Source organism: Streptomyces sp. NPDC102441 (genome assembly GCF_044765585.1).
Lineage (GTDB): Bacteria > Actinomycetota > Actinomycetes > Streptomycetales > Streptomycetaceae > Streptomyces.
Genome location: NZ_JBIWKH010000001.1, coordinates 95,735 through 117,685 on the forward strand (window position 1 = coordinate 95,735; position 21,951 = coordinate 117,685).

Annotated in this window: 21 protein-coding genes, 1 pseudogene and 1 riboswitch; of the genes and pseudogenes, 7 read left to right on the forward strand and 15 right to left on the reverse strand. The window is 70.7% G+C overall.

From position 1 onward, the window contains the following. Position 1: 1 nt before the first annotated feature. The 3 genes and pseudogenes from ACIREO_RS00410 to ACIREO_RS00420 all read right to left on the reverse strand — a co-directional run bounded on the left by ACIREO_RS00410 (position 2) and on the right by ACIREO_RS00420 (position 2,431). Positions 2-508 carry a hypothetical protein gene (locus ACIREO_RS00410; RefSeq protein WP_404102932.1) on the reverse strand — a complete coding sequence of 169 codons (507 nt, stop codon included), beginning with the start codon at positions 506-508 and terminating at the stop codon, positions 2-4. Positions 509-571: 63 nt separating this feature from the next. Beyond that, positions 572-820 (reverse strand): annotated as a pseudogene (locus ACIREO_RS00415) (spermidine/putrescine ABC transporter substrate-binding protein); the annotation flags it as partial. A 171-nt stretch (positions 821-991) separates the two neighbouring features. Then, a complete protein-coding gene (locus ACIREO_RS00420; RefSeq protein ID WP_404102935.1) occupies positions 992-2,431 on the reverse strand; it encodes a gamma-aminobutyraldehyde dehydrogenase in 1,440 nt (479 codons plus the stop codon). 177 nt (positions 2,432-2,608) lie between these two features. Here ACIREO_RS00420 and ACIREO_RS00425 point away from each other — a divergent pair, with 177 nt between their 5' ends. From ACIREO_RS00425 to ACIREO_RS00445, 5 genes are all read left to right on the forward strand, one after another. Further along, positions 2,609-3,100 (forward strand): Lrp/AsnC family transcriptional regulator, encoded by a 492-nt coding sequence (locus tag ACIREO_RS00425; protein ID WP_187355837.1) that lies wholly within the window; start codon positions 2,609-2,611, stop codon positions 3,098-3,100. After that, a complete protein-coding gene (locus ACIREO_RS00430) occupies positions 3,085-4,464 on the forward strand; it encodes an aspartate aminotransferase family protein (protein WP_404102938.1) in 1,380 nt (459 codons plus the stop codon). Before ACIREO_RS00425 ends, ACIREO_RS00430 begins: the two co-directional genes overlap by 16 nt. A gap of 218 nt (positions 4,465-4,682) precedes the next feature. Continuing rightward, positions 4,683-5,420: an ABC transporter ATP-binding protein gene (locus ACIREO_RS00435; protein ID WP_404102941.1), complete on the forward strand. Its 738-nt coding sequence runs from the start codon at positions 4,683-4,685 to the stop codon at positions 5,418-5,420. Continuing rightward, a complete protein-coding gene (locus tag ACIREO_RS00440) occupies positions 5,402-6,565 on the forward strand; it encodes a hypothetical protein (RefSeq protein WP_404102944.1) in 1,164 nt (387 codons plus the stop codon). The genes ACIREO_RS00435 and ACIREO_RS00440 overlap by 19 nt, the downstream gene beginning before the upstream one ends. A 34-nt stretch (positions 6,566-6,599) precedes the next feature. Further along, positions 6,600-7,718, forward strand: coding sequence for an LOG family protein (locus ACIREO_RS00445; protein WP_404102947.1), 1,119 nt, complete (start codon positions 6,600-6,602; stop codon positions 7,716-7,718). A 15-nt stretch (positions 7,719-7,733) separates the two neighbouring features. Here the strand turns inward: ACIREO_RS00445 and ACIREO_RS00450 are convergent, their stop codons facing one another. Genes ACIREO_RS00450 through ACIREO_RS00460 form a run of 3 tightly spaced genes read right to left on the reverse strand, consistent with a single transcriptional unit; the run spans position 7,734 to position 10,609 of the window. Further along, positions 7,734-8,186 carry an SRPBCC domain-containing protein gene (locus tag ACIREO_RS00450; protein ID WP_404102950.1) on the reverse strand — a complete coding sequence of 151 codons (453 nt, stop codon included), beginning with the start codon at positions 8,184-8,186 and terminating at the stop codon, positions 7,734-7,736. Positions 8,187-8,225: 39 nt separating this feature from the next. Then, positions 8,226-9,368, reverse strand: coding sequence for a glycosyltransferase family 4 protein (locus ACIREO_RS00455; protein ID WP_404102953.1), 1,143 nt, complete (start codon positions 9,366-9,368; stop codon positions 8,226-8,228). Then, entirely contained in the window at positions 9,365-10,609 is a 1,245-nt protein-coding gene (locus ACIREO_RS00460; protein WP_404102956.1) for a hypothetical protein, read from the reverse strand. Before ACIREO_RS00460 ends, ACIREO_RS00455 begins: the two co-directional genes overlap by 4 nt. A 142-nt stretch (positions 10,610-10,751) precedes the next feature. On the opposite strand from ACIREO_RS00460, the gene ACIREO_RS00465 reads away from it, so the two are divergent. Together ACIREO_RS00465 and ACIREO_RS00470 are read left to right on the forward strand one after the other, a co-directional pair. Then, positions 10,752-11,978, forward strand: a complete 1,227-nt coding sequence (locus tag ACIREO_RS00465; RefSeq protein ID WP_404102958.1) for a sensor histidine kinase — start codon at positions 10,752-10,754, stop codon at positions 11,976-11,978. Beyond that, the gene (locus ACIREO_RS00470) at positions 11,972-12,646 is read left to right on the forward strand and encodes a response regulator (RefSeq protein ID WP_404102961.1); all 675 of its coding nucleotides are present in this window, start codon (positions 11,972-11,974) and stop codon (positions 12,644-12,646) included. The genes ACIREO_RS00465 and ACIREO_RS00470 overlap by 7 nt, the downstream gene beginning before the upstream one ends. A gap of 22 nt (positions 12,647-12,668) precedes the next feature. Here ACIREO_RS00470 and ACIREO_RS00475 read toward each other — a convergent pair whose 3' ends face one another. The 9 genes from ACIREO_RS00475 to tsf form a co-directional block, all read right to left on the reverse strand. Continuing rightward, complete coding sequence (locus tag ACIREO_RS00475; RefSeq protein ID WP_404102964.1) at positions 12,669-13,754, reverse strand: ABC transporter ATP-binding protein; 1,086 nt, start codon at positions 13,752-13,754, stop codon at positions 12,669-12,671. A 2-nt stretch (positions 13,755-13,756) separates the two neighbouring features. Beyond that, complete coding sequence (locus ACIREO_RS00480; RefSeq protein ID WP_404104431.1) at positions 13,757-15,370, reverse strand: ABC transporter permease; 1,614 nt, start codon at positions 15,368-15,370, stop codon at positions 13,757-13,759. A gap of 47 nt (positions 15,371-15,417) precedes the next feature. Further along, a complete protein-coding gene (locus ACIREO_RS00485) occupies positions 15,418-16,512 on the reverse strand; it encodes a thiamine ABC transporter substrate binding subunit (RefSeq protein ID WP_404102967.1) in 1,095 nt (364 codons plus the stop codon). Between the two features lie 73 nt (positions 16,513-16,585). After that, a riboswitch (TPP riboswitch) is annotated at positions 16,586-16,702 on the reverse strand. Between the two features lie 79 nt (positions 16,703-16,781). Next, positions 16,782-17,888, reverse strand: a complete 1,107-nt coding sequence (gene rlmN, locus ACIREO_RS00490; RefSeq protein ID WP_404102970.1) for a 23S rRNA (adenine(2503)-C(2))-methyltransferase RlmN — start codon at positions 17,886-17,888, stop codon at positions 16,782-16,784. 182 nt (positions 17,889-18,070) lie between these two features. Next, positions 18,071-18,244 carry a hypothetical protein gene (locus tag ACIREO_RS00495; RefSeq protein ID WP_404102973.1) on the reverse strand — a complete coding sequence of 58 codons (174 nt, stop codon included), beginning with the start codon at positions 18,242-18,244 and terminating at the stop codon, positions 18,071-18,073. A 102-nt stretch (positions 18,245-18,346) separates the two neighbouring features. After that, the gene (locus tag ACIREO_RS00500; RefSeq protein WP_404102976.1) at positions 18,347-19,435 is read right to left on the reverse strand and encodes a phosphatidate cytidylyltransferase; all 1,089 of its coding nucleotides are present in this window, start codon (positions 19,433-19,435) and stop codon (positions 18,347-18,349) included. Beyond that, a complete protein-coding gene (gene frr / locus ACIREO_RS00505; RefSeq protein ID WP_203182718.1) occupies positions 19,435-19,992 on the reverse strand; it encodes a ribosome recycling factor in 558 nt (185 codons plus the stop codon). The genes ACIREO_RS00500 and frr overlap by 1 nt, the downstream gene beginning before the upstream one ends. A 115-nt stretch (positions 19,993-20,107) precedes the next feature. Then, positions 20,108-20,884 carry a UMP kinase gene (gene pyrH / locus ACIREO_RS00510; RefSeq protein WP_404102979.1) on the reverse strand — a complete coding sequence of 259 codons (777 nt, stop codon included), beginning with the start codon at positions 20,882-20,884 and terminating at the stop codon, positions 20,108-20,110. 158 nt (positions 20,885-21,042) lie between these two features. Then, entirely contained in the window at positions 21,043-21,879 is an 837-nt protein-coding gene (gene tsf / locus ACIREO_RS00515) for a translation elongation factor Ts (RefSeq protein ID WP_404102982.1), read from the reverse strand. Positions 21,880-21,951 lie beyond the last annotated feature (72 nt).

The window sequence follows — 21,951 nt, forward strand, 5'->3', positions numbered from 1 at the left end:
GTCACACCGTGACGGCCGCCGCCTCCAGGCGTTTGATCATGCGGTGGACGACGAGCAGAGGGATGACACCGAAGACCCCGAAGGACATGTCGATCACGGTCCACCAGAAGGGAATGTCCCGGATCGGCCCGCAGATCAGGGCGAGCGGGATGATCCCGGCGCAGGCGATCATGCCGAACTGGATGACCCAGATGTTGCGGACGGGGTCACGGTAGGGCCCGTAGAAGGCGACCGCGATGACGAGGTGGGCGAAGGCCAGCCAGTCGGTGCCGTACAGCACGAAGGGATAGTTGGCGTCCGCCTCGTCGAGACCGGTCCTGACCCGGGTGATCCACTCCATCAGGGCCGGGAAGTGCTCGGGGACAGGGGAGGCGGACGACGCCAACAGGTCCTCGGCCCAGTGGAGTTCGGTGACCAGCGGGAAGGCGGTCAGCCCGCTGAGCACCAGACAGACGATGAAGACGACCAACCACACGCGTATGCGCCGCAAGAGGGCTCGCTCGCTCATGGCCGCAGCGTACGCCCATCATGAACACGTTCAAAAACCGGGTCCGGCCCGCCCGGTGGGCGCTCAGAGCCCCACGGCGGAGTTCCACCTCTTCGCGAACCCGGCCCGCTCCTCGGAGGTGATGTCACGGGCGATGGCCAGCCGTTCGCGCATCGCGTCGTCGGGGAAGATCAGGGGGTCCTCGGCGAGCGCGGCGGTCTCCTCGTCCTTGGAGGAGGCGAGGATGTCGCGTGCGGCCGGCACCGGGCAGACGTAGTTGACCCAGGTGGCGAGTTCGGCGGCCACCTCCGGCTCGTAGTAGTGGTCGACGAGCTCCCCGCGCAGCATGTCGGTCCGTCGCCACGGTGGGCAATGGACCGACTGTCCAGCGTGGGCGACCCTGTTCGCACACCCTGTCCATGGCGGGCGGCACAGGACCGCCCGGGCACGCGAACAGCCCCGGGCCGGCTCGGGCCCGGGGCCGTGGTCACCGCCGTACGCGGGTCAGTCGTCGAGCGAGGTCATGACGTGCTTGATCCGGGTGTAGTCCTCGAAGCCGTACGCGGAGAGGTCCTTGCCGTAGCCGGACTTCTTGAACCCGCCGTGCGGCATCTCGGCGACGAGCGGGATGTGGGTGTTGATCCACACACAGCCGAAGTCGAGCTTCTTGGACATCCGCATCGCACGGGAGTGGTTCTGGGTCCACACCGAGGAGGCCAGGGCGTATTCGACGCCGTTGGCGTACTCGACGGCCTGGGCCTCGTCCGTGAAGGACTGGACGGTGATGACGGGCCCGAAGACCTCGTGCTGGACGATCTCGTCGTCCTGCTTGACGCCCGAGACGACGGTCGGGGCGTAGAAGTAGCCCTTGTCGCCGACCCGGTGACCGCCCGCCTCCACCTTGGCGTGCGCGGGGAGCCGCTCGATGAAGCCGCTGACCTGCGCCAGCTGGTTGGCGTTGTTGAGCGGGCCGTACAGCACGTCCTCGTCGTCCGGCAGGCCGGTCTTCGTGTCGGCCGCCGTCTTGGCGAGCGCGGTGACGAACTCGTCGTGGATGGACTCATGGACCATGACGCGGGTCGCGGCCGTGCAGTCCTGGCCGGCGTTGAAGTACCCGGCCTCGGCGATTCCCGCGACGGCCTTGGCGAGGTCGGTGTCCTCGAACACGACGACGGGAGCCTTGCCGCCGAGCTCCAGGTGGACCCGCTTGACGTCCTTGGCGGCGGACTCCGCGACCTGCATACCGGCGCGTACCGAGCCGGTGATGGAGGCCATCGCGGGGGTCGGGTGCTCGACCATCGCGCGGCCGGTCTCACGGTCGCCGCAGATGACGTTGAAGACGCCCTTGGGCAGGATCTGCCCGATGATCTCGGCGATCAGCACGGTCGACGCCGGGGTGGTGTCGGACGGCTTGATGACGACGGTGTTGCCCGCGGCGAGTGCCGGGGCGAACTTCCACACGGCCATCATCAGCGGGTAGTTCCACGGCGCGACCTGGGCGCAGACGCCCACCGGTTCGCGGCGCACGATGGAGGTGAGGCCCTCCATGTACTCGCCGGCCGACCGGCCTTCGAGCAGCCGGGCGGCGCCCGCGAAGAAGCGGATCTGGTCCACCGCGGGCGGGATCTCTTCGGTACGGGTGAGCCCCAGCGGCTTGCCGGTGTTCTCCGACTCGGCCGCGATGAGGTCCTCGGCCCGCTCCTCGAAGGCGTCCGCGATCTTCAGCAGTGCCTTCTGGCGCTCGGCGGGCGTCACGTCGCGCCAGGCGGGGAACGCGGCGGCCGCGGCGGCCATGGCGGCATCGACGTCGGCCTGTCCGGACAGCGGCGAGGTCGCGTAGACCTCTTCCGTCACCGGGTTGACCACATCGATGGTCCGCCCGTCCGCGGCGTCCCGGAACTCTCCGTTGATGTAGTTGCGCAGACGGCGCACCTCGGTGGTCACAACCACCCCTCCTGTCAGCTGTCCGATGGGTGAGACCCCAACACTAGACCGTCGGGTGACGCTTTCGACATACCCAACCGCCGCGAACTTCGGATTCAGTGAGATCTTGACCTCCAGACAACGAATTTCATCGGTTCGGGCTTGCCAGACGGACGAGGCGCGGTGCAGAGTGGGGACGTGGCCAGTCGCAGCGCAGACTCCAGGACCGGGAACGGATCGGCACCAGCGGTCGATGCCGTCTCCCTCGCAATCATCGAGCAGCTCCAGGAGGACGGACGCAGGCCGTACGCCGCGATCGGCAAGGCCGTCGGCCTTTCCGAAGCCGCCGTGCGACAGCGCGTCCAGAAGCTGCTCGATCAGGGCGTGATGCAGATCGTCGCCGTCACGGACCCGCTCACCGTGGGACTGCGGCGCCAGGCGATGGTCGGCATCAACGTCGAGGGCGACCTCGACCCCGTGGCCGAGGCCCTGTCGGCCATGGCCGAGTGCGAGTACGTGGTGATGACCGCGGGCTCCTTCGACCTCATGGTGGAGATCGTCTGCGAGGACGACGACCACCTGCTGGAGACGATCAACAAACGCATCCGGGCCATTCCCGGGGTGCGCTCCACCGAGAGCTTCGTCTACCTCAAGCTCAAGAAGCAGACCTATATGTGGGGAACCCGATAGCCGTGAGCAAGGACCTCAGCCGGACCGCGTACGACCACCTGTGGATGCACTTCACCCGCATGTCGGACTACGAGAACGCGCCCGTACCCACCATCGTGCGTGGCGAGGGCACCTACATCTACGACGACAAGGGCAAGCGCTACCTCGACGGTCTCTCCGGCCTGTTCGTCGTCAACGCCGGACACGGCCGTCACGAGCTCGCCGAGACGGCGTACAAGCAGGCGCAGGAGCTGGCCTTCTTCCCGGTGTGGTCCTACGCCCACCCCAAGGCCGTCGAGCTCGCCGAGCGGCTCGCCGACTACGCTCCGGGCGACCTCAACAAGGTCTTCTTCACCACCGGCGGCGGCGAGGCTGTGGAGACCGCCTGGAAGCTGGCCAAGCAGTACTTCAAGCTCAAGGGCAAGCCGACCAAGTACAAGGTCATCTCGCGTGCCGTCGCCTATCACGGGACCCCGCAGGGCGCCCTGTCGATCACGGGCCTGCCCGCCCTCAAGGCCCCGTTCGAGCCGCTGGTCCCCGGCGCGCGCAAGGTGCCGAACACCAACATCTACCGCGCCCCGCTCTTCGGCGACGACCCGGAGGCCTTCGGCCGCTGGGCCGCCGACCAGATCGAGCAGGAGATCCTCTTCGAGGGCGCGGACACCGTCGCGGCCGTCTTCCTCGAGCCCGTGCAGAACGCCGGCGGCTGCTTCCCGCCCCCGCCCGGCTACTTCCAGCGCGTGCGCGAGATCTGCGACCGGCACGACGTACTGCTCGTCTCCGACGAGGTCATCTGTGCGTTCGGCCGCCTCGGCACGATGTTCGCCTGCGACAAGTTCGGCTACGTACCGGACATGATCACCTGCGCCAAGGGCATGACCTCGGGCTACTCCCCCATCGGCGCCTGCGTCATCTCCGACCGGCTGGCCGAGCCGTTCTACGAGGGCGGCAACACCTTCCTGCACGGCTACACCTTCGGCGGCCACCCGGTCTCCGCCGCGGTGGGCCTCGCCAACCTCGACATCTTCGAGCGCGAGGGCCTCAACCAGCACGTCCTGGACAACGAGAACGCGTTCCTGACGACGCTGCAGAAGCTGCACGACCTGCCGATCGTCGGCGACGTCCGCGGCAACGGCTTCTTCTACGGCATCGAGCTGGTGAAGGACAAGGTCACCAAGGAGACGTTCAACGACGAGGAGACCGAGCGCGTCCTGTACGGCTTCCTCTCCAAGGCGCTGTACGAGAACGGCCTCTACTGCCGGGCCGACGACCGTGGCGACCCGGTCGTCCAGCTCGCGCCGCCGCTGATCTCCGACCAGTCGACCTTCGACGAGATCGAGGGCATTCTGCGCGGTGTCCTGACGGAGGCCTGGGCGAAGCTCTGACCGACGCCACCGGCTGCCGCCGGCAGGACTCCAGGCAGTCGTCTCATACGGACCACGCGGCCCGGATACACCCGTTCGAGTGAGAAGGGGGGCATCCGGGCCGCGTACTGTCCCGACACCCCGCTCAGGCTGCCTAGCGTGCCGAGTGACCGATCGGCCTCATCTTCGTTCCCCCGTACGGGGGAACGGGAAATCTGATCCGAACCGAGGTGTACGCCATGGTGGCCCCGCCCGACAACGACGTGATCTGGGCACGTTCCCTGCACCACTCCCACAACGGATCGCCGGGGCTCGGGGGTGTCTCCCTCGGTGTCCGCGACGGCGAGATCCTCGCCGTGACCGGGCCCCGCGGGTGCGGGAAGACGACACTGCTGCACTGCCTCTCCGGCCAGCTGGTGCCCCAGCAGGGCGAGGTCTGGTTCAACAGCGTGCCCGTGCACACCATGGGCCCCCGGCTGCGCGAACAGCTCCGCCGGGACAGATTCGGCTGGATCGCGGCCGAGCCGCAGCTCGTGCCCGAGCTCAGCACCTGGGAGAACGCCGCCCTGCCGCTGCTGCTGCGGGGCGTCTCGCACCGGGCGGCGAAGAAGGCCGCCACCGAGTGGCTGGAGCGCCTGGACATCGGCCCGCTCGCCAAGACGCGCCCGCACACCCTGCTCCAGGCACAGCGCCAGCGGATCTCCGTGGCCCGCGCGCTGGCCGCGTCGCCGTCCGTGATCTTCGCTGACGAGCCGACCGCGACGCTGCACCACGCCGAGCGCACACAGCTCCTGCGCACCCTCACCACGGCGGCCCGGTCCCACGGGATCACCGTCGTGCTCGCCACCCACGACGCGGAGGTCGCCCAACTCGCCGACCGTGTGGTCGGCCTGCTGGACGGCCGCCGCGTCACCAACGTCTCCCTGCCCGCCGTGTCCGATACGGAAGGCCGCTCGGCGTGCTCGCTCTCCGTCTGACCCGTGGCTCGCATCCCCTGGTCCTGATGCGGCGTCTGCTCCTGGCCGCCGCGTCGGCGGGGGTGGGCTTCCTGCTCCTGTGCACCCTGGGTTACGCCTCCGGGCACCCGGCGCACGCGTCGAACTCCGTGCTGCGGCTGCTGTGGTGCGCCGTCCCGCTCGCCGCGACCGTGCAGTTCGCGGTGGCGGTCGCGCGTACGGATCCGAGCACCCGCCCACGGCCCGGACTCTTCGCCGCCGGCCTCGGGCCCGCCCGCCTCGCCGCGCTCGCGGCGATCTCGACGGCGGTCTCCACCACGCTGGGATCGGTGGTGGCGCTGCTCTTCTTCCTCCATCTGCGCGGCGATCTGACGGGCCTGCCGTTCGACGGCGGCGCGGCCGAGTTCCTGGGCGCGGGCACCCCGCTGCCCCTCGCCGCGGCTCTCACGCTGCTGGCCCTGGTGCCCCTGGCGGCGTCCGCCGCCGGCGGGCTCGCGCTCCGCTCAAGGCCGGTCGCGCCGTCCGAGGCGCAGGAGGCCGAGGACGACCTCGCGCCGGCCCCGGTGCCGAAGGGACTGCCCTGGGGCGTCGCGCTCACCGCGGCCGGACTCGCCGTCGAGGCCTACGCGAGCCGGGGCTCGGCGGGCAGCCCCTTCCCGCTGCCGGGCCGGCTCGACTCCACCCCGGCGGCCGTGCTCGTGGGCTGGACGCTCACCGCGATCGGCCTGGCCATGGCGGGCCCCGGCCTCACCCATCTGTGCGGACGGCTGCTCCAGGCGGTGCGCCCGGGAGCCGTACGGCTGCTGGCGGGCCGGGTCCTGATGGACGAGGCGTGCCGGATCGGCCGCCCGCTGGGAATCGTCTGCGCCGTGCTGTCCGGGGTGATCGCGGCGTCCGTGCTCTACACCGGCGGGCCCCGCCCCTTCGGCCCGCTCACCGCGCTCGGCGCCGTACTCGTCCTCGGCTGCACCACGGCGACCCTGCTGACCACCGCGCTGGAGGCCAGGCAGGCCCGTGCCCGTACGGCCAGGACCCTGCTGCGGCTCGGCGCCCCGGCCTCCGCGCTCCGCACGGCCGCCGCCCTGCGGGCGCTGGTGCTGCTGGCCGTCTTCGCCCCGCTGACCTGGGCGATCGCGGAGCTGGCGGCACTGCCCCTGACGGGGTGATCCCCGCCGCCAGGGCGGTACGTAGCATGGCGGCGTGGAGAAAACGGACGAGTACACGTACGCACCGGGCGTCGAGATCGAGACGCTCACCGCATTCGACCAGGCGGTGGCGGCCGGATCCCTCGCCGGCCACCGCGTCCAGGCCGTCGACCTGACGGACCGGGAGGACGCCCTGCTCACGACCGACACCCGGGGCGCCGTCTTCCTCGGCTGCCGGATGGAGCCCCGCCCGGACGCGAAGATACGCGCGGACGGGGCCTTCGTCTTCCCGCCGGTCCCAGGTCTCCCCTTCGACCCGTACCGCGGGCTGCTGTACACCCCCGACGCCCTGTACGAGGGCCTGGCGGAGGGCGGTTACGAATCCACGCCGGACGCGCGGGCGTACGACTGGTTCCAGCTGACCAAGGCGAACGGCGACGTCTTCGCCTCGATGCTGCGGGCGCTCCACGACGACGCGGTCTCCGACGCCCTGGACGAACACCTCGTCGGGGCCCGCGTAGTAGGCGTGATGGGCGGCCACGCGATGGCCCGCGGCTCCGTGGAGTACCACGGCGCGGCCGTGCTGGGCAGGGAGCTGGCCCGCAGTGGTCTGACCGTGGCGACGGGCGGTGGCCCGGGCGCCATGGAGGCGGCCAACCTCGGCGCGTACGCGGCTCCGCACTCCGACGCGATGCTGGTCAAGGCCTGCGAACTCCTGGCCGCGGAACCGTCGTTCAGTCCCTCGATCACCGCTTGGGTGAGGGCCGCCTTCGCCGTGCGGGAGCGCTGGCCCGACGGGGGGTCCTCGGTCGCGATCCCCACCTGGTTCTACGGCCACGAGCCGCCGAACGCCTTGGCGGACCACATCGCCAAGTACTTCGCGAACGCCGTGCGCGAGGACGGGCTGCTGGCCCGCTCGACCGCCGGTGTGATCTTCCTGCCGGGTGCCGCCGGGACCGTGCAGGAGATCTTCGACAACGCGACGCCGAACTACTACGAGTCGCGTTCGGCGCCCACTCCCATGGTGCTGGTGAACCGAGCGCACTGGACGGAGAAGCTGCCCGCCTGGCCGCTGCTGAGCGCGCTCGCGGCGGGCCGGACGATGGAGTCCCGTATCGCGCTCGTCGACACGGTGGAGGAGGCTGCCGGGGCGCTCGCCCGGCTGACGGGCTGACCCGGCCGGGCGGGTTCAGCGGGCGGCGAGCCGCGCGTCGAGGGCGTCGAAGAACGCCTCCCAGCCGTCCTCGGCCGCCGCGTACTGCTCGGGCGTGAGATTGCCGCCCCGTTGCCGGAAGACCATCTCGGTGGACTTCCGGCTCTTCTCGGTGAGGGTGACCGTGACGGTCTCCCCGTCGCTGTCCGCGGGCGCGCTCCTGTCCTTCAGCGTGAAGACGAGCCGCTCGGGGGCGGACACCTCCTGGTAGACGCCGTGGAAGGGCATTTCCGCGCCGGGCACCACGATGACCAGGCTCCACTCACCGCCCGGCGTGACATCCATCGACACCCGGTCGAGCGGCACGTCCGCGTCGCCCCCGTACCAGGCGGCGAAGTCCTCGGGCTCCGTCCAGGCCTCGAAGACCCGGTCCCGTGGTGCCGCGACGACGCGGGTGATGTCGATGCCCTCGCGGGCCTGCCCGTTCATGGTCTCCACCCCTTCCGGACGTTTTCCGTGTCCAGGGGATCACGCCCCGAGAAGCGCCGCCAGCCGGTCGTACGTCCGCTCCCACCCCCACTCCGTACGGACCCACTCCCGTCCCCGTCCGCCCATGGCCCGGGCGCTCCCGCCGTCCCTCAGGAGTCCGGCGAGCAGGGCGGCGATCGCGGACACGTCCCTGCCGTCCACGAGGCGTCCGGTGTCCCCGTCGCGTACGGCGTCGGACGCCCCGCCCGAGTCCCCGGCCAGGACGGGCAGTCCGGCCGCTGCCGCCTCCAGGAAGACGATGCCCAGCCCCTCCACCTCCAGACCGGCACGTCTGGTGCGGCAGGGCATCGCGAAGACGTCGGCCGCCGCGAAGAATCCGGGCATGGCGGCATGCGGCTGCCCGCCCGCCAGGATGACCGCGTCCCCTGCCCCGGTGGCCTCGGCCAGCCGTCGCAGGGAGCGTTCGTAGGGGCCGTCGCCCACCAGCAGGAGGGCGGCGCCGGGCACGGCGCGGCGCACCGCGGGCAGCGCGCGGATCAGCATGTCCTGGCCCTTTCGGGGGACGAGCCGGGCTGCGCAGAGGATCACGGGCCCCTCGCCCAGTCCGTACCGTGCCCGGACGCCTCCGGGGTCATCGCCGTGCCCGGGCGCGGCACGGAAGGCGTCGCTGTCGACGCCCGGCACCAGACGCACCATGCGGCGTGCGGCGGCCTGCCCGAGGGCTGCGGCGATCGGTGCGTGCGTGGCCTCGCCGAGGTAGGTGACGGTGTCGGTACGGTCCCCTATCCGGCGAAGGAGCGCGCGCGTGCCCGGTGTCCTGGCCCACCACACCTCATGGCCGTGCGTGGTGGCCACGATCCGGCGCACACCCGCTTCGCCGCGCAGCCGGTCCGCCATCAGGCCGAGTGGTGCGGCGGCCCCGAACCACACGCTGTCGCAGCGGTGGTGCCGGGCGAGCGCCACCGCACGTGCGGCGACGCGCGAGGTCGGCAGCAGAGTCCGGGCGGGGTCGCGGACCACGGGATACGGCAGGGCCGCGTCATGGGCGGCGGCTCCCGGCTCCGCGGAGGTGTAGACGACGACGGACCCGGCGGGGAAGCGGCTGGTCATCGCATGGACGAAGGTCTCGATCCCGCCCCTGCGCGGTGGGAAGTCGTTGGTGATGACAAGGGTGCGGGTCATGGGGAGACCTTTCGTACCCGGGTGTGCATCCCGTGGGCCGCCCACACCGTGAGGACCAGCGGATACACGAGGTAGCCGAACCGGCTGGCGGGCATGAACGCGATGGCCATGAGCAGCCCCAGCGCGAGTCGCAGTGCGGCAGCGGACGCGTTCGTCGGCGGGCGCGCGAACAGGGACACGGCCATCGCCAGCGCGCTCACGGCGAGCAGGACGAGCGCGGCCACGCGGCCGCCGGGCAGGTGCGCGGCGAGGAGGTGTCCGGGGAAGGGGCTCGCCGCGGCGGACACGGTGTCGGTCAGGCGGAGGGGGAAGGCGATGACATGGGTGACGAACGCCCCGGGCTCGCGCAGGGCTGCCGGCAGGACGAGCGCCGTCGCTGTCACCAGGGCCGTCGCGCCGCACCGCAGCGCCGCGCGTGCGCCGGCAGCGGGAAGCTCTCCCTTTCCTCTCCGGCGGTCAAGGACCACCAGGAGCGCCAGGGCCACTGGCAGCGCGGGCCATGCCGTCCATTTGAGGGCGGCCGCGAGGCCGAGGACGAGCCCCGAGCGGCCCGCCTCCCCGCGCCCGGCCGATGCCAGTCCCAGGCACATCAGACCGACGACGGGCAGGTCGACACCGCCGACGGCGAGCGGCAGCGCGACAAGGGGGCAGGTCGCGATCCACAGGAGCGGCACCCCGCGCGCGGAGAGTGCCAGCGCACCGAGGAAGGCCGCTCCCGTCCACAGCCGCGGGTCGGTGAAGGGGCTGTTGCCTGACAGGGCGTCAGGTATGCCGAAGGCCGACATGCCCGGCAGATACGGGTTGAAGTCCGCCGGCCCGACGGGATCCGGAAGGTACGGACTGCCGGTGGTCAGCAGCAGGACCGCGGAGTGTGCGATCACGTCGACCTCCAGCTGCGCCCGGCCCGTGCCGACGAGGACCAGCAGGGGCAGCGCCACGGCTCCGCCCGCCGCCACCGCACGCGCCGCGGGCTTCGTGGCACCGCCACACGCTGACAGCAAGGCCGCCACCGCGTATCCCGATGCAGCGGCGACACCCCATACGCGGTGCGGAGCGAGGGTGGAGAAACTCGCGAGAGCGAGGGCCGCGACCGCGCAGACCGCCCACCACCGCGCACCGTCCACGGCCGCCGCCCACCGCCGGAGCCAGGCCGGACCGCCGGCCGCGCTCCCACGGCCGGTGCCCTCTTCCGTCCGGGTGCGCTCCCGGACGGGCCCACTGCGAACTGCTGGTCTGCCCATGGAACCGAGGCTAGGAAAGCCCTGCTCACAGGGCGTCACACCAGGATGTGGTTCTCTCCATCAACCCGTGGCATGACACAGCGCCGGGATATCCACCCCCGCTCCGATGTGTCCCGGACTCCCATGCCGAAGAATTCACCCCATGAGCAGCACGACCCCGGACACCGGGCCCACCCTGACCGCACGCGTGCGGCGGCGACTGCGCCGCTGGACGACGGCGCCCGCGTATCCCCGGCTGACGGGTGGCGCCCTCACCGTGCTCGCGGTCGTGGAGCTGGCGGTCGTGCCGAGTTCGGCGGTCACGGCCTTCGGAGTGCTGGTCTGCGCCCTCTCCCTGATGTGGCGCCGTGCCCACCCGGCCGTCGGCTTCCTGACGGTCGGCGCGGCGCTGCTCAGCTTCGGGACCGACGGCAACATGGCGTACGCGACGATCGCGGGCACGCTGATGGGCAGTTACACCTTGGGTCGCCACCGGGTGCAGCACCCGGCCCTGTTGGTGATCTGCGGGGCGCTCGCGTCGCTCACCGTGAATCTGGTGCACATCGACCGCTGGACACGCGACGGGTCACCCGGCCTGCCCGTGCTCCAGGGCAGTGACCGGTTCACGCTCGGGCTCTACGCGGAGACGCTGGTGCTGACCGTGGTGATTCTGGGCGCGGTGAGCATGGGGGACGCGATACGGGCCCGGGAGGAGACCCGCCATGAGCGGGCAGCCGCGCAGTCCAGGCTCCTGACGATGGAACGACGCCAGGCGGCGGAGGCGGAAAGAGCGACCATCGCCCGGGAGTTGCACGACATGATCGCCCACTCCGTCTCCATGATCGCCGTGCAGGCCGAGAGCGCCACGTACACGACGCAGGAGCTCCCAGGACCCGCCCGTGACGCCTTCCAGCAGATAGCCGGGACCGCCCGTGCCTCCATGGCGGAACTGCGCCGGCTGCTCGGCGTGCTGCGGGCGGGCACCGGGGCCGAGGCGCTGCGGACGCCGCAGCCGTCGCTCGCGGGGCTGGAGGAGCTCATGGAACAGCACCGCGCGGTGGGAGGGTCGGCCGATCTGCGCGTCCTCGGCGAGCGGACGGTGCTCCCTGCCTCCTGGGAGCTGTCGGCGTACCGGATCGTTCAGGAAGCACTGACGAACGCCCGCCGCCACGCCCCCGGCGCGCACGTGGTGGTCGAGATCGGCTACCGGCCCGGCGTCCTGTCCGTGCGTGTCAGTGATGACGGCCCCGGGCCGCCCGAGACCGAGCCGGACGGCCGCAGCCACGGACTCGTGGGCATGGGCGAACGGGCCGCGCTCCTGGGCGGCAGACTCACGGCGGGGCGCGGCCCGGCCGGCGGCTTTCTCGTGGAGGCGGAACTCCCTTGGTGATCAGAGTGCTTGTCGCCGACGACCAGGCGGTCGTTCGGACCGGGTTCGTCGGACTGCTCAACACCCAGCCCGACATCGAGGTGGTCGCCGAGGCGGAGGACGGGGCCGAGGCCATCCGCAGAGCGGCCGAGCTCATACCCGACCTGGTGCTGCTGGACATCAGGATGCCCGGGGTGAACGGCATCGAGGCGGCGCGCGAGATCGTCGCGGCGTCCGGCGGTGCCACCAAGGCACTGATGCTGACGACGTTCGGCCTCGACGAATACGTCTACGACGCCCTCGCCGCGGGGGCAGGCGGCTTCCTCCTCAAGGACGCGACGTTTCCCGAGCTGCTGCACGCCGTGCGGGTGGTGGCCGACGGGCGCGCGTTGCTGGCTCCCGAGGTCACCCAACGGCTGATCGCGGAGTTCGTGCGGCAGAGGCCCGGCACGGGGCCGCACCCCGGCGTGGAGGGCCTCACCGCACGCGAGGCCGAGGTGCTCGTCCTGATCGCTCGCGGCCTGTCCAACACCGGCATCGCGGATCGTCTCGCCATCACTGATCACACGGTCAAGACACACATCAACCGGCTCTTCGCGAAGATGGGGCTCCGGGACAGGGCGCAGGCGGTGATCCTGGCGTACGAGCTGGGCCTGGTGGTCGCGGGCCGGGAGAACCACCGGCGGTGACTCCATTGACCCGCGGGGCCGTTCACCCGGCAGGTCGGGGGCCGGCTGATGGGAAGTCGGCTGATGGGAGATCGGCTGATGGGAGGTCGGCCTGGGGAAGGACCACCGTCTCCGCCGGGTCGAAGGTCACGCCCACGACGGCCCCCTCCTCCGGGGTGTCCCGCAGGCCGCACTCCGCCTCCAGGCGCGGCCCGTCGTCGGGGCGCAGGGTGACGGTGACGTGGTGACCGCGGAAGGTGCGTACGCCCACCGTGCAGCGCAGGCCGTCCTTCGGGCCGCCGATCCGGACGCCGCCCGGCCGCACGAGCAGCTCGCACTCGCCCTGGGGCGAGTCCTCGGGCACCGGGACCTTGCCCCAGGCGGTGTCTGCGGCCGTACCCGTGACCGTGGCGTCCACCAGGTTGTCGAAGCCGAGGAAACGGGCGACGAAGGCCGACGCGGGGCGCTGCCAGACCTCCAGCGGGGTGCCCGCCTGCGCGATCCGGCCGTCCCGCATGACCACCACCCGGTCGGCGAGCGCGAAGGCCTCGCCCTGGTCGTGGGTGACGGCGAGCACGGTGGTGCCCAGCTGCCCGAAGAGGGTGCGCAGTTCGACGACGAGCCGTTCGCGCAGGCTCCGGTCCAGCTGCCCCAGTGGTTCGTCCAGCATCAGCAGCTTCGGACGGGGCGCCAGGGCCCGTGCGAGCGCCACCCGCTGCTGTTCACCGCCGGACAGGGCGGCGACGGCCCGTCGGCCGGCCCCGGGCAGGCCGACCATGTCGAGGAGTTCACCGGCCCTGCGGTCGCGCTCGGCGCGGGGGACGCCGTGCATCCTCAGTCCGAAGGCCACGTTGGCACCGACGTCCCGGTGTGGGAAGAGCTGGTGGTCCTGGAACATCAGGCCGAGCCCGCGCCGGTGCACCGGAAGCCGCGCCTGGTCCTCGCCGTTCAGGAACACCCGCCCGCCGTCCAGAGGCTGCAACCCGGCCACGGCCCGCAGCAGCGTCGACTTGCCGCTGCCGCTCGGACCCAGGACACAGACGATCTCGTGGTCCGCGACCTCCAGGTCGACGGCGTCCAGCGCGGTCCGCTTCCCGAACCGGACCGTGGCCGACTCCACTGCCAGCATCTCTAGAACTCCCCGGATCGGTCGGTACGGATACGTTCGAGCAGGAGCAGCGACACCGCGCAGACGAGCATCAGAATCGTGCTGAGGGCCATCGCCTGCCCGTAGTTGAGCTCTCCGGAACGCCCCAGCAACCTGGCGACGGCGACGGGCAGAGTGGGGGTGTCGGGACGTGCGATGAAGACGGTCGCCCCGAACTCACCGAGCGACACGGCGAAGGCGAACCCGGCGGCCACCAGCACCGCCCGTCGCACCAGCGGGAGATCGACCTCCCGCCAGGCCCGGAGTGGCGACGCGCCGAGCACCGCGGCTGCTTCCCGGAGCCGCTCGTCGACCGCGCGCAGGACGGGCAGCATGGTCCGTACGATGAAGGGGACGCCGACCAGCGCCTGCGCGAGCGGCACAAGGATCCAGGACGTACGCAGGTCGAGCGGCGGCTTGTCGAGCGTGATGAGGAAGCCGAAGCCGACGGTGACCGCGGACACTCCGAGCGGCAGCATCAGCAGGGCGTCGAAACCGCGCACCAACGGGCCTGCCCGCCTGGTCAGCGCCGCGGCCGCGAGCCCTCCGATCACAAGGGCGATGAGGGTCGCCACCAGTGCGTAGCGCAGGGAGTTCCCGATGGCGTCGAGCGGCGGCACCAGGAAGGTGGAGCCGTTGGCGTCGGCGGACCGGAGCGCGCGGTAGAAGCCGAAGCCGTAACCGCCGGAGGTGTCCAGGGAACGTTCCACGAGCACGCCGAGCGGCAGCAGGACGAGGAGGAGCACGGTCAGCAGCACGCCGCCGAGCAGCGCCCGCTGTCCGGCTCCTCGGGGCGGCCGGGAGGTCTGCGCCGGGTCGACGAGCCTCAGGGCCGTCTCCCGGCGCCGTACGGTCCACGCGTGGACGGCGAGGATGCCGCCGACCGCCGCGAACTGCACCAGGGTCAGCACGGCGGCCGTCGGCAGATCGAGCAGCTGAGCGGTCTGCCGGTAGATCTCCACCTCCAGCGTGGAGTAGGCCGGACCGCCGAGGATCTGCACGACTCCGAAGGACGTGAAGGTGAAGAGGAAGACCATCAGAGCCGCTGCGGCCACGGCCGGGGCGAGCGCGGGCAGTGTCACGCGCCGCCAGGCGGCGAGGCGGCCGGCCCCGAGCACCCGGGCGGCCTCCTCCTGACGGGGGTCCAGCTGGGACCAGAGGCCGCCGACGGTCCGTACGACGACCGCGTAGTTGAAGAACACATGGGCGAGCAGGATCGCCCACACGGTCGTGTCGAGCCGGACCCCCCAGAGCTCGTCGAGGAAGCCGCCGCGTCCCAGCAGCGCCAGGAACGCCGTGCCCACGACGACGGTGGGCAGGACGAACGGCACGGTCACGACCGCCCGCAGCAGCTGCTTGCAGGGGAAGTCGAAGCGGGCGAAGACATACGCGCCGGGCAGCGCGATCAGCAGGGTGAGCGCGGTCGAGGCGAGGGCCTGCCAGGTGGTGAACCAGAGGACGTCGAGGATGTCCGGCCGGCTCAGCACCGTGCCGACCCGGCCGAATTGCCAGTCCCCGTCCGCCTTCAGCCCCCGGCCGACGATCGCGGCGACCGGGTAGGCGAAGAACAGCGCGAAGAACGCGACGGGCGCGGCCATGAGGCCGAGCCGCACCGCGTTCCCCCGGCGCGGGGGCCGCGCGACGCCTACTTCACGACGAGCGAGGACCATGACTGGACCCACTGCTCACGGTTCTTGGCGATCTTGTCCGGGGCGACGGTCGCGGGCTTGTCGACGGTCGCACCGAACTTCGTGAAGAGCTCCGGGAGCTTCGCGTCCTTCACCACCGGGTTCACGAACATGTTCAGCGGCATGTCCTCCTGGAACCGCTTGCTGATGAGGAAGTCCAGCAGAGCCTTGCCTCCGGCCTCGTTCTTCGCGCCGTCCAGCAGGCCGGCGAACTCGATCTGACGGAAGCAGGTGCCGGTGGCGACGCCGGTGGGCGCCTCGGCGGGCTTCGGATCGGCGTACAGCACCTCGACGGGCGGGCTGGAGGCGTACGAGACGACGAGCGGCCGGTCGGCGTTGGCCTTCCTGCCGCCGGCGGAGCCGGAGAACTCCTCGTTGTAGGCCTGCTCCCAGCCGTCGACGACCTTGACGCCGTTGCTCTTCAGCTTCTTCCAGTAGTCCTGGTAGCCGCTCTCACCCTGGCTGGCGACCGTGCCCAGGAGGAAGCCGAGGCCGGGCGACGAGGTCGCGGCGTTCTCGGTGACGAGGAGGTTCTTGTACGCGGGCTTCAACAGGTCGTCGAAGGACTTCGGCGGGTCGAGTTTCTTGTCGGCGAAGTACTTCTTGTCGTAGTTGACGCAGATGTCGCCGGTGTCGACGGGCGTGACCCGGTGCTTGTCGGCGTCGAGCTGCGTGTCGGCCGCGACCCGGTCCAGGCCCTTCGCCTCGTACGGCGTGAAGAGGCCGTTGTCCAGAGCGCGGGACAGCAGTGTGTTGTCGGCGCCGAAGAACACGTCGCCGCGCGGGGAGCCCTTGGTGAGGATCTCCTGGTTGAGCGCTGCTCCGGCGTCACCGCTCTTCAGGACCTTGACCTTGTAGCCGGTCTGCTCGGTGAACGCCTTCAGGACGGCGTCCGAGGCGTTGAACGAGTCGTGGCTGACGAGGGTGACGGTCTTGGAGCCGGCTCCCGTTTCATCGGAAGCCTTGCCGTCGGAGTCGCCGCAGCCCGCGAGCGCGGTGACCCCGAGCGCGGCGGCGAGCGCCGTCGCGGCGTACTTCGTCGTGGTGTTCATGGTGATTTCCTCCTGGGGGTGACCAGGAAGAGACGCGGCCCTGCCCGCTCGTCGAGCGGGCAGGGCGCAACAGCTTGAGTAAGGTCCGAACTTCCTACCCGGAATGACCCGGGCGAGGTTCAGAGGGTCTGCGGCCGACCTGTCCTCGGTGCCGCACTCTCAGCGCTGTGGCGCTCCCCTGTCGGAATATGAAGTTGATTTACGCCGCCAGGCTACACCGGCCGGATCACGCCGGACCGGCCGGATCCACGCCCGTCCGCCGTACCGCGTCAGCGCTCGGACGCCGCCAGCTGCCCGCAGGCACCGTCGATCTCCTGGCCGCGGGTGTCGCGGACGGTGACAGGCACACCGTGGGCGGCGATCGCCTCGACGAACGCCTTCTCGTCCTCGGGCCGCGAGGCGGTCCACTTGGAGCCCGGAGTCGGGTTCAGCGGGATGAGGTTGACGTGCACCCGCTTGCCCTTGAGGAGCCGGCCCAGCCGGTCGCCCCGCCAGGCCTGGTCGTTGATGTCGCGGATGAGCGCGTACTCGATGGAGATACGGCGGCCGGACTTCTCCGCGTACTCCCATGCGGCGTCTAGGACCTCACGGACCTTCCAGCGGGTGTTCACGGGAACGAGGGTGTCGCGCAGCTCGTCGTCCGGAGCGTGCAGCGAGACCGCGAGGCGGCACTTGAAGCCCTCGTCGGCGAAGCGGAGCATCGCCGGCACCAGACCCACCGTGGACACGGTGATCCCGCGCTGCGAGAGCCCCAGGCCGTCCGGCTCCGGGTCCGTCAGCCGACGGATCGCCCCGACCACACGCTTGTAGTTGGCCAGCGGCTCGCCCATGCCCATGAAGACGATGTTGGACAGCCGGGCAGGTCCGCCCGGGACCTCGCCGTCGCGCAGGGCACGCATGCCGTCCACGATCTGGTGAACGATCTCGGCGGTCGACAGGTTGCGGTCGAGTCCCGCCTGTCCCGTGGCGCAGAAGGGGCAGTTCATCCCACAGCCCGCCTGCGACGAGATGCACATCGTCACCCGGTCCGGGTACCGCATGAGGACGGACTCGACGAGCGTGCCGTCGTGCAGCTTCCAGAGCGTCTTACGGGTGGTGTCTTCGTCGCAGCTGATGTGGCGCATCACCGACATGAGGTCGGGGAACATCGCCTCGGCGAGCTTGTCCCGCGACGCGGCAGGGATGTTGGTCCACTCCGCCGGGTCGTGCGCGTACCGCGTGAAGTAGTGCTGCGACAGCTGCTTGGCACGGAAGGGCTTCTCGCCGGTCGCGGCGACTGCTTCCTTGCGCTCGTCGGGTGTGAGGTCGGCGAGGTGCCGCGGCGGCCGCTTGGCTCCACGGGGCGCGACAAACTGGAGTTCTCCGGGCTTAGGCATGGTTCTTCCAGTGTCGCAGACACACCGTGGTACCCGGTCCGCCGAAGGACCGGGCGGGACGCCGGGGGCGCGGGCGGCCGGCGTCGGCCGTGGCCGGCGGGCCTCCCACGGCCCGTGGAAGGCCGGTCCGCGCGGGGACCGTGACCGATCGCACGGTGGGCCGCCTCCGCGGCGTACCCCTGTCAGCCGTGGTTCTGCAGGGCGGAGCTCATGTGGCGGTGGTGCTCCAGGGCCCGGCGGCGCATCCAGTAGCCCCAGGAGCAGAACACGGCCACGCCGGCGACGAAGATCAGCGGAACGGTCAGAGAGCCGGTGATGATTCCGAGCGCGAGCATCCCGGCCGCGATCAGGCCCATGCAGGCCAGCCAGTACGGCAGCCCGTCCGGCGCGCGCAGGGGCCCGCCGTCCGGCGGACGGCGGGCCCCTGTGGAACGCGGCGCGGAGAGTCGCCTGCCGGCTCAGCCGGATCCCACGAACAGGACCAGCAGCAGCCATACGACCGGGGCGCTCGGCAGCAGTGAGTCGAGCCGGTCCATGATGCCCCCGTGGCCCGGCAGCAGCGTGCCCATGTCCTTGATCCCCAGGTCCCGCTTGATCATGGACTCGCCGAGGTCGCCCAGCGTGGCGCTCGCGGCGACGGCCAGGCCCATCAGCAGACCCTGCCACCAGCTGCCGCCGTCGATCAGGAACTCCATGCACAGCGCGCCGGCCACCATCGCGAAGGCGACCGCGCCGAACAGGCCCTCGCGGGTCTTCCCGGGGCTGATGCGGGGTGCCAGCTTGTGCGTGCCGAAGCGCCAGCCGACGGCGTACGCACCGGTGTCGCTGACCACGGTCAGAAGAAGGAAGGTCAGCACACGCCAGGCGCCGTCGTCCGCGGTGAGCATCATCGCGACGAACGTCGCCAGGAACGGTACGTAGAACACGGCGAAGACACCCGCCGTGACGTCCTTGAGATAGCCCTCAGGGGGCTCCGTCATCCGCCACACCAGCACCGCGAGGGCCGTGAGCGCCATCGCGACCCAGGCGCCCTCCGCCTCCCGCACATAGCCGGCGACCACCATCGCGGCGCCGCCGACGGCGAGCGGCACGAGCGGGGCGTTGATGCCCTTGCGCTCCTTGAGCCGGGACGTGAGCTCCCAGAGGCCGACCACCACCGCCAGCACGACCACGCCGACGAAGACGGCCTTGACGATGAACAGCGAGCCGACGACGAGTACACCGAGACCGACGCCGACCCCTATGGCGGCGCGCAGGTCACGCCCCGCACGCTTCTTGGGCGGCGGGGAGGACGGCAGCGGGGTGGACATGGGCTCCTGCGGCTTCTCGTCACGGAACAGGGGGCCGCTGACGCGCGCGACGTCCCCGTTCCGGTCATCGCGGTCGTCAGCGTCTCTACCTGCGTCGGGAACGTCCGGCACGATGGGCATGGGCCGAGTCTGCTGGGCGCCGTGCACATCGTATGCAGGACCCGCCGGGGCGCCCCCCATCTCGGGCGCGCCCCGGTAGCCGGCTCCCTGCGGGGCGCCCCAGGAAGAGTCGTTCATCAGACTTCGAGCAGCTCGGCTTCCTTGTGCTTGAGCAGCTCGTCCACCTGCGCGACGTACTTCGCGGTGGTGTCGTCGAGCTCCTTCTCGGCGCGGCGGACCTCGTCCTCGCCGGACTCCTTGTCCTTGACGAGCTTGTCGAGGGACTCCTTGGCCTTGCGGCGGATGGAGCGGATCGAGATCTTGGAGTCCTCGGCCTTGGTCTTGGCGACCTTGATGTACTCCTTGCGGCGGTCCTGCGTGAGCTCGGGGAACGTCACACGGATGATGTTGCCGTCGTTGCTCGGGTTGACGCCGAGGTCGGAGTCACGGATCGCCTGCTCGATGTTGCGCAGCGCGGACTTGTCGAACGGGGTCACCACGGCCATCCGCGGCTCGGGGACCGAGAACGAGGCGAGCTGGTTGATCGGGGTCAGCGCGCCGTAGTAGTCGGCGACGATCTTGTTGAACATCGCCGGGTGCGCGCGGCCGGTACGGATCGCGGCGAAGTCCTCTTTCGCGACCACGACGGCCTTCTCCATCTTCTCCTCGGCCTCGAGGAGGATTTCTTCGATCACCACGTGCTCCTGCGTGTCTTGAGCGGACCCGGCATCGTCGGGTCCTGCGGATCCTGCGTCGCGTCCTCACCTGCACGGTGTCCGACCGGCAGGCCGTTGTCCATCGTCCGGGCCGTCAGGCCCGGGTGCTCCGGTCGCTCACCAGGGTGCCGATCTTCTCACCCTTGACCGCACGGGCGATATTGCCCTCCGCGGTCAGCTCGAAGACGAGGATGGGGAGCTGGTTGTCACGGCAGAGCGTGATGGCGGTGGCGTCGGCGACCCTGAGGTCCCGGGCGATCACCTCGCCGTACTCCAAGGCGTCGAACTTCACCGCGTCGGGGTTGGCCTTCGGGTCGGAGTCGTAGACCCCGTCCACGCCGTTCTTCCCCATCAGCAGCGCTTCGGCGTCGATCTCCAGGGCGCGCTGGGCAGCGGTCGTGTCGGTGGAGAAGTACGGCATTCCCATGCCGGCGCCGAAGATCACGACGCGTCCCTTCTCCAGGTGCCGCACGGCGCGCAGCGGGATGTACGGCTCCGCGACCTGGCCCATGGTGATGGCGGTCTGGACGCGTGAGTCGATGCCTTCCTTCTCCAGGAAGTCCTGCAGGGCCAGGCAGTTCATGACCGTACCGAGCATGCCCATGTAGTCGGACCGCGCCCGGTCCATGCCGCGCTGCTGGAGCTCGGCGCCACGGAAGAAGTTGCCGCCGCCGATGACGATCGCGATCTCGGCACCGTCGCGCACGACGGCCGCGATCTCACGCGCGATGGCGTGCACGACATCCGGGTCGACGCCCAGACCGCCGCCGCCGGCGAACGCCTCACCGGACAGCTTCAGCATGAAGCGGCCGGAAATCTTGCCGTCGTCACGTTTGTGGTCGCCCTGGGTGGCGTCCGCGCCCTTGTTCATGGAGATTCTCCTCGTGCACATACGAAGAAGGCCATTGCCGGTGGGTCTGTTGTCCCTCAGCGGCAATGGCCTCCTCGTCAGATCTGCGGTCGTCCGGCTGAGTGCGGCCGTCGACTGCACCAGACCCTATCGGGGTCCACCGTTGTTCGCGGACGGACTCAGATGCCGACCTTGATACGCGTGAAGCGCTTCAGGGTGACACCGGCCTCGTCCAGGACCTTCTGGACCGACTTCTTGTTGTCCAGCGCGTAGGGCTGGCCGAGGAGGGTGGCCTCCTTGAAGAAGCCGTTGACACGACCCTCGACGATCTTCGGGAGCGCGGCCTCGGGCTTGCCCTCGGCGCGCGTGGTCTCCTCGGCGACGCGGCGCTCGCCTTCGACGACCTCGGCCGGGACGTCCTCGCGGGAGAGGTACTTCGGCGCGAAGGCGGCGATGTGCTGGGCGAGGCCCTTCGCCAGCTCGGCGTCGGCCTTGTCCAGCTCGACCAGGACACCGATCTGCGGCGGCAGGTCGGGCATGGTGCGGTGCATGTAGACGGAGACGTAGTCGCCGGTGAACTGCGCGAAGCGGTCCAGGACGATCTTCTCGCCGAGGTTGGCGTTGGCCTCGTCCACGTACGCCTGGACGGTCTTGCCGGGCTCGATCTCGGAGGCGAGGAGCGCCTCGATGTCGGCCGGGGAGCTAGCGGCGACGTGGGCGGCGAGCGTGTTGGCGACGGCCTGGAACTTGTCGCCCTTGGCGACGAAGTCCGTCTCGCACTTCAGCTCGAGCAGGACGCCGGACGTCTTGTCCTCGGAGACGAGGGAGACGACGGCACCGTTCTCGGCAGAACGGCCCTCGCGCTTGGCGACGCCCTTCTGGCCCCTGATGCGGAGCGCCTCGACGGCACCGTCGACGTTGCCGTCGGCCTCGTCGAGCGCCTTCTTGCAGTCCATCATGCCGGCGCCGGTGAGCTCGCGGAGCTTCTTGACGTCAGCGGCGGTGTAGTTCGCCATGAGTCTGTTTCTCTCTCGAAGTCTGAAAGATCTACGGGTGAACGGCGGGGGCCGGTGCACCGGCCCCCGCCG

Bases quoted from the DNA above. Each gene is read 5' to 3' on its own strand.
- ACIREO_RS00455 (WP_404102953.1), bottom strand. From the start codon at position 9,368: ATGACCCGCACCCTTGTCATCACCAACGACTTCCCACCGCGCAGGGGC.
- ACIREO_RS00475 (WP_404102964.1), bottom strand. From the start codon at position 13,754: ATGCTGGCAGTGGAGTCGGCCACGGTCCGGTTCGGGAAGCGGACCGCG.
- pyrH (WP_404102979.1), bottom strand. From the start codon at position 20,884: ATGAACAAGGGCGCGGACGCCACCCAGGGCGACCACAAACGTGACGAC.
- rlmN (WP_404102970.1), bottom strand. From the start codon at position 17,888: ATGCCTAAGCCCGGAGAACTCCAGTTTGTCGCGCCCCGTGGAGCCAAG.
- ACIREO_RS00495 (WP_404102973.1), bottom strand. From the start codon at position 18,244: ATGGGCCTGATCGCGGCCGGGATGCTCGCGCTCGGAATCATCACCGGC.
- tsf (WP_404102982.1), bottom strand. From the start codon at position 21,879: ATGGCGAACTACACCGCCGCTGACGTCAAGAAGCTCCGCGAGCTCACC.
- ACIREO_RS00435 (WP_404102941.1), top strand. From the start codon at position 4,683: ATGGTGGCCCCGCCCGACAACGACGTGATCTGGGCACGTTCCCTGCAC.
- ACIREO_RS00465 (WP_404102958.1), top strand. From the start codon at position 10,752: ATGAGCAGCACGACCCCGGACACCGGGCCCACCCTGACCGCACGCGTG.
- ACIREO_RS00450 (WP_404102950.1), bottom strand. From the start codon at position 8,186: ATGAACGGGCAGGCCCGCGAGGGCATCGACATCACCCGCGTCGTCGCG.
- ACIREO_RS00410 (WP_404102932.1), bottom strand. From the start codon at position 508: ATGAGCGAGCGAGCCCTCTTGCGGCGCATACGCGTGTGGTTGGTCGTC.
- ACIREO_RS00480 (WP_404104431.1), bottom strand. From the start codon at position 15,370: ATGGCCGCGCCCGTCGCGTTCTTCGCGCTGTTCTTCGCCTACCCGGTC.
- ACIREO_RS00460 (WP_404102956.1), bottom strand. From the start codon at position 10,609: ATGGGCAGACCAGCAGTTCGCAGTGGGCCCGTCCGGGAGCGCACCCGG.
- ACIREO_RS00485 (WP_404102967.1), bottom strand. From the start codon at position 16,512: ATGAACACCACGACGAAGTACGCCGCGACGGCGCTCGCCGCCGCGCTC.
- ACIREO_RS00500 (WP_404102976.1), bottom strand. From the start codon at position 19,435: ATGAACGACTCTTCCTGGGGCGCCCCGCAGGGAGCCGGCTACCGGGGC.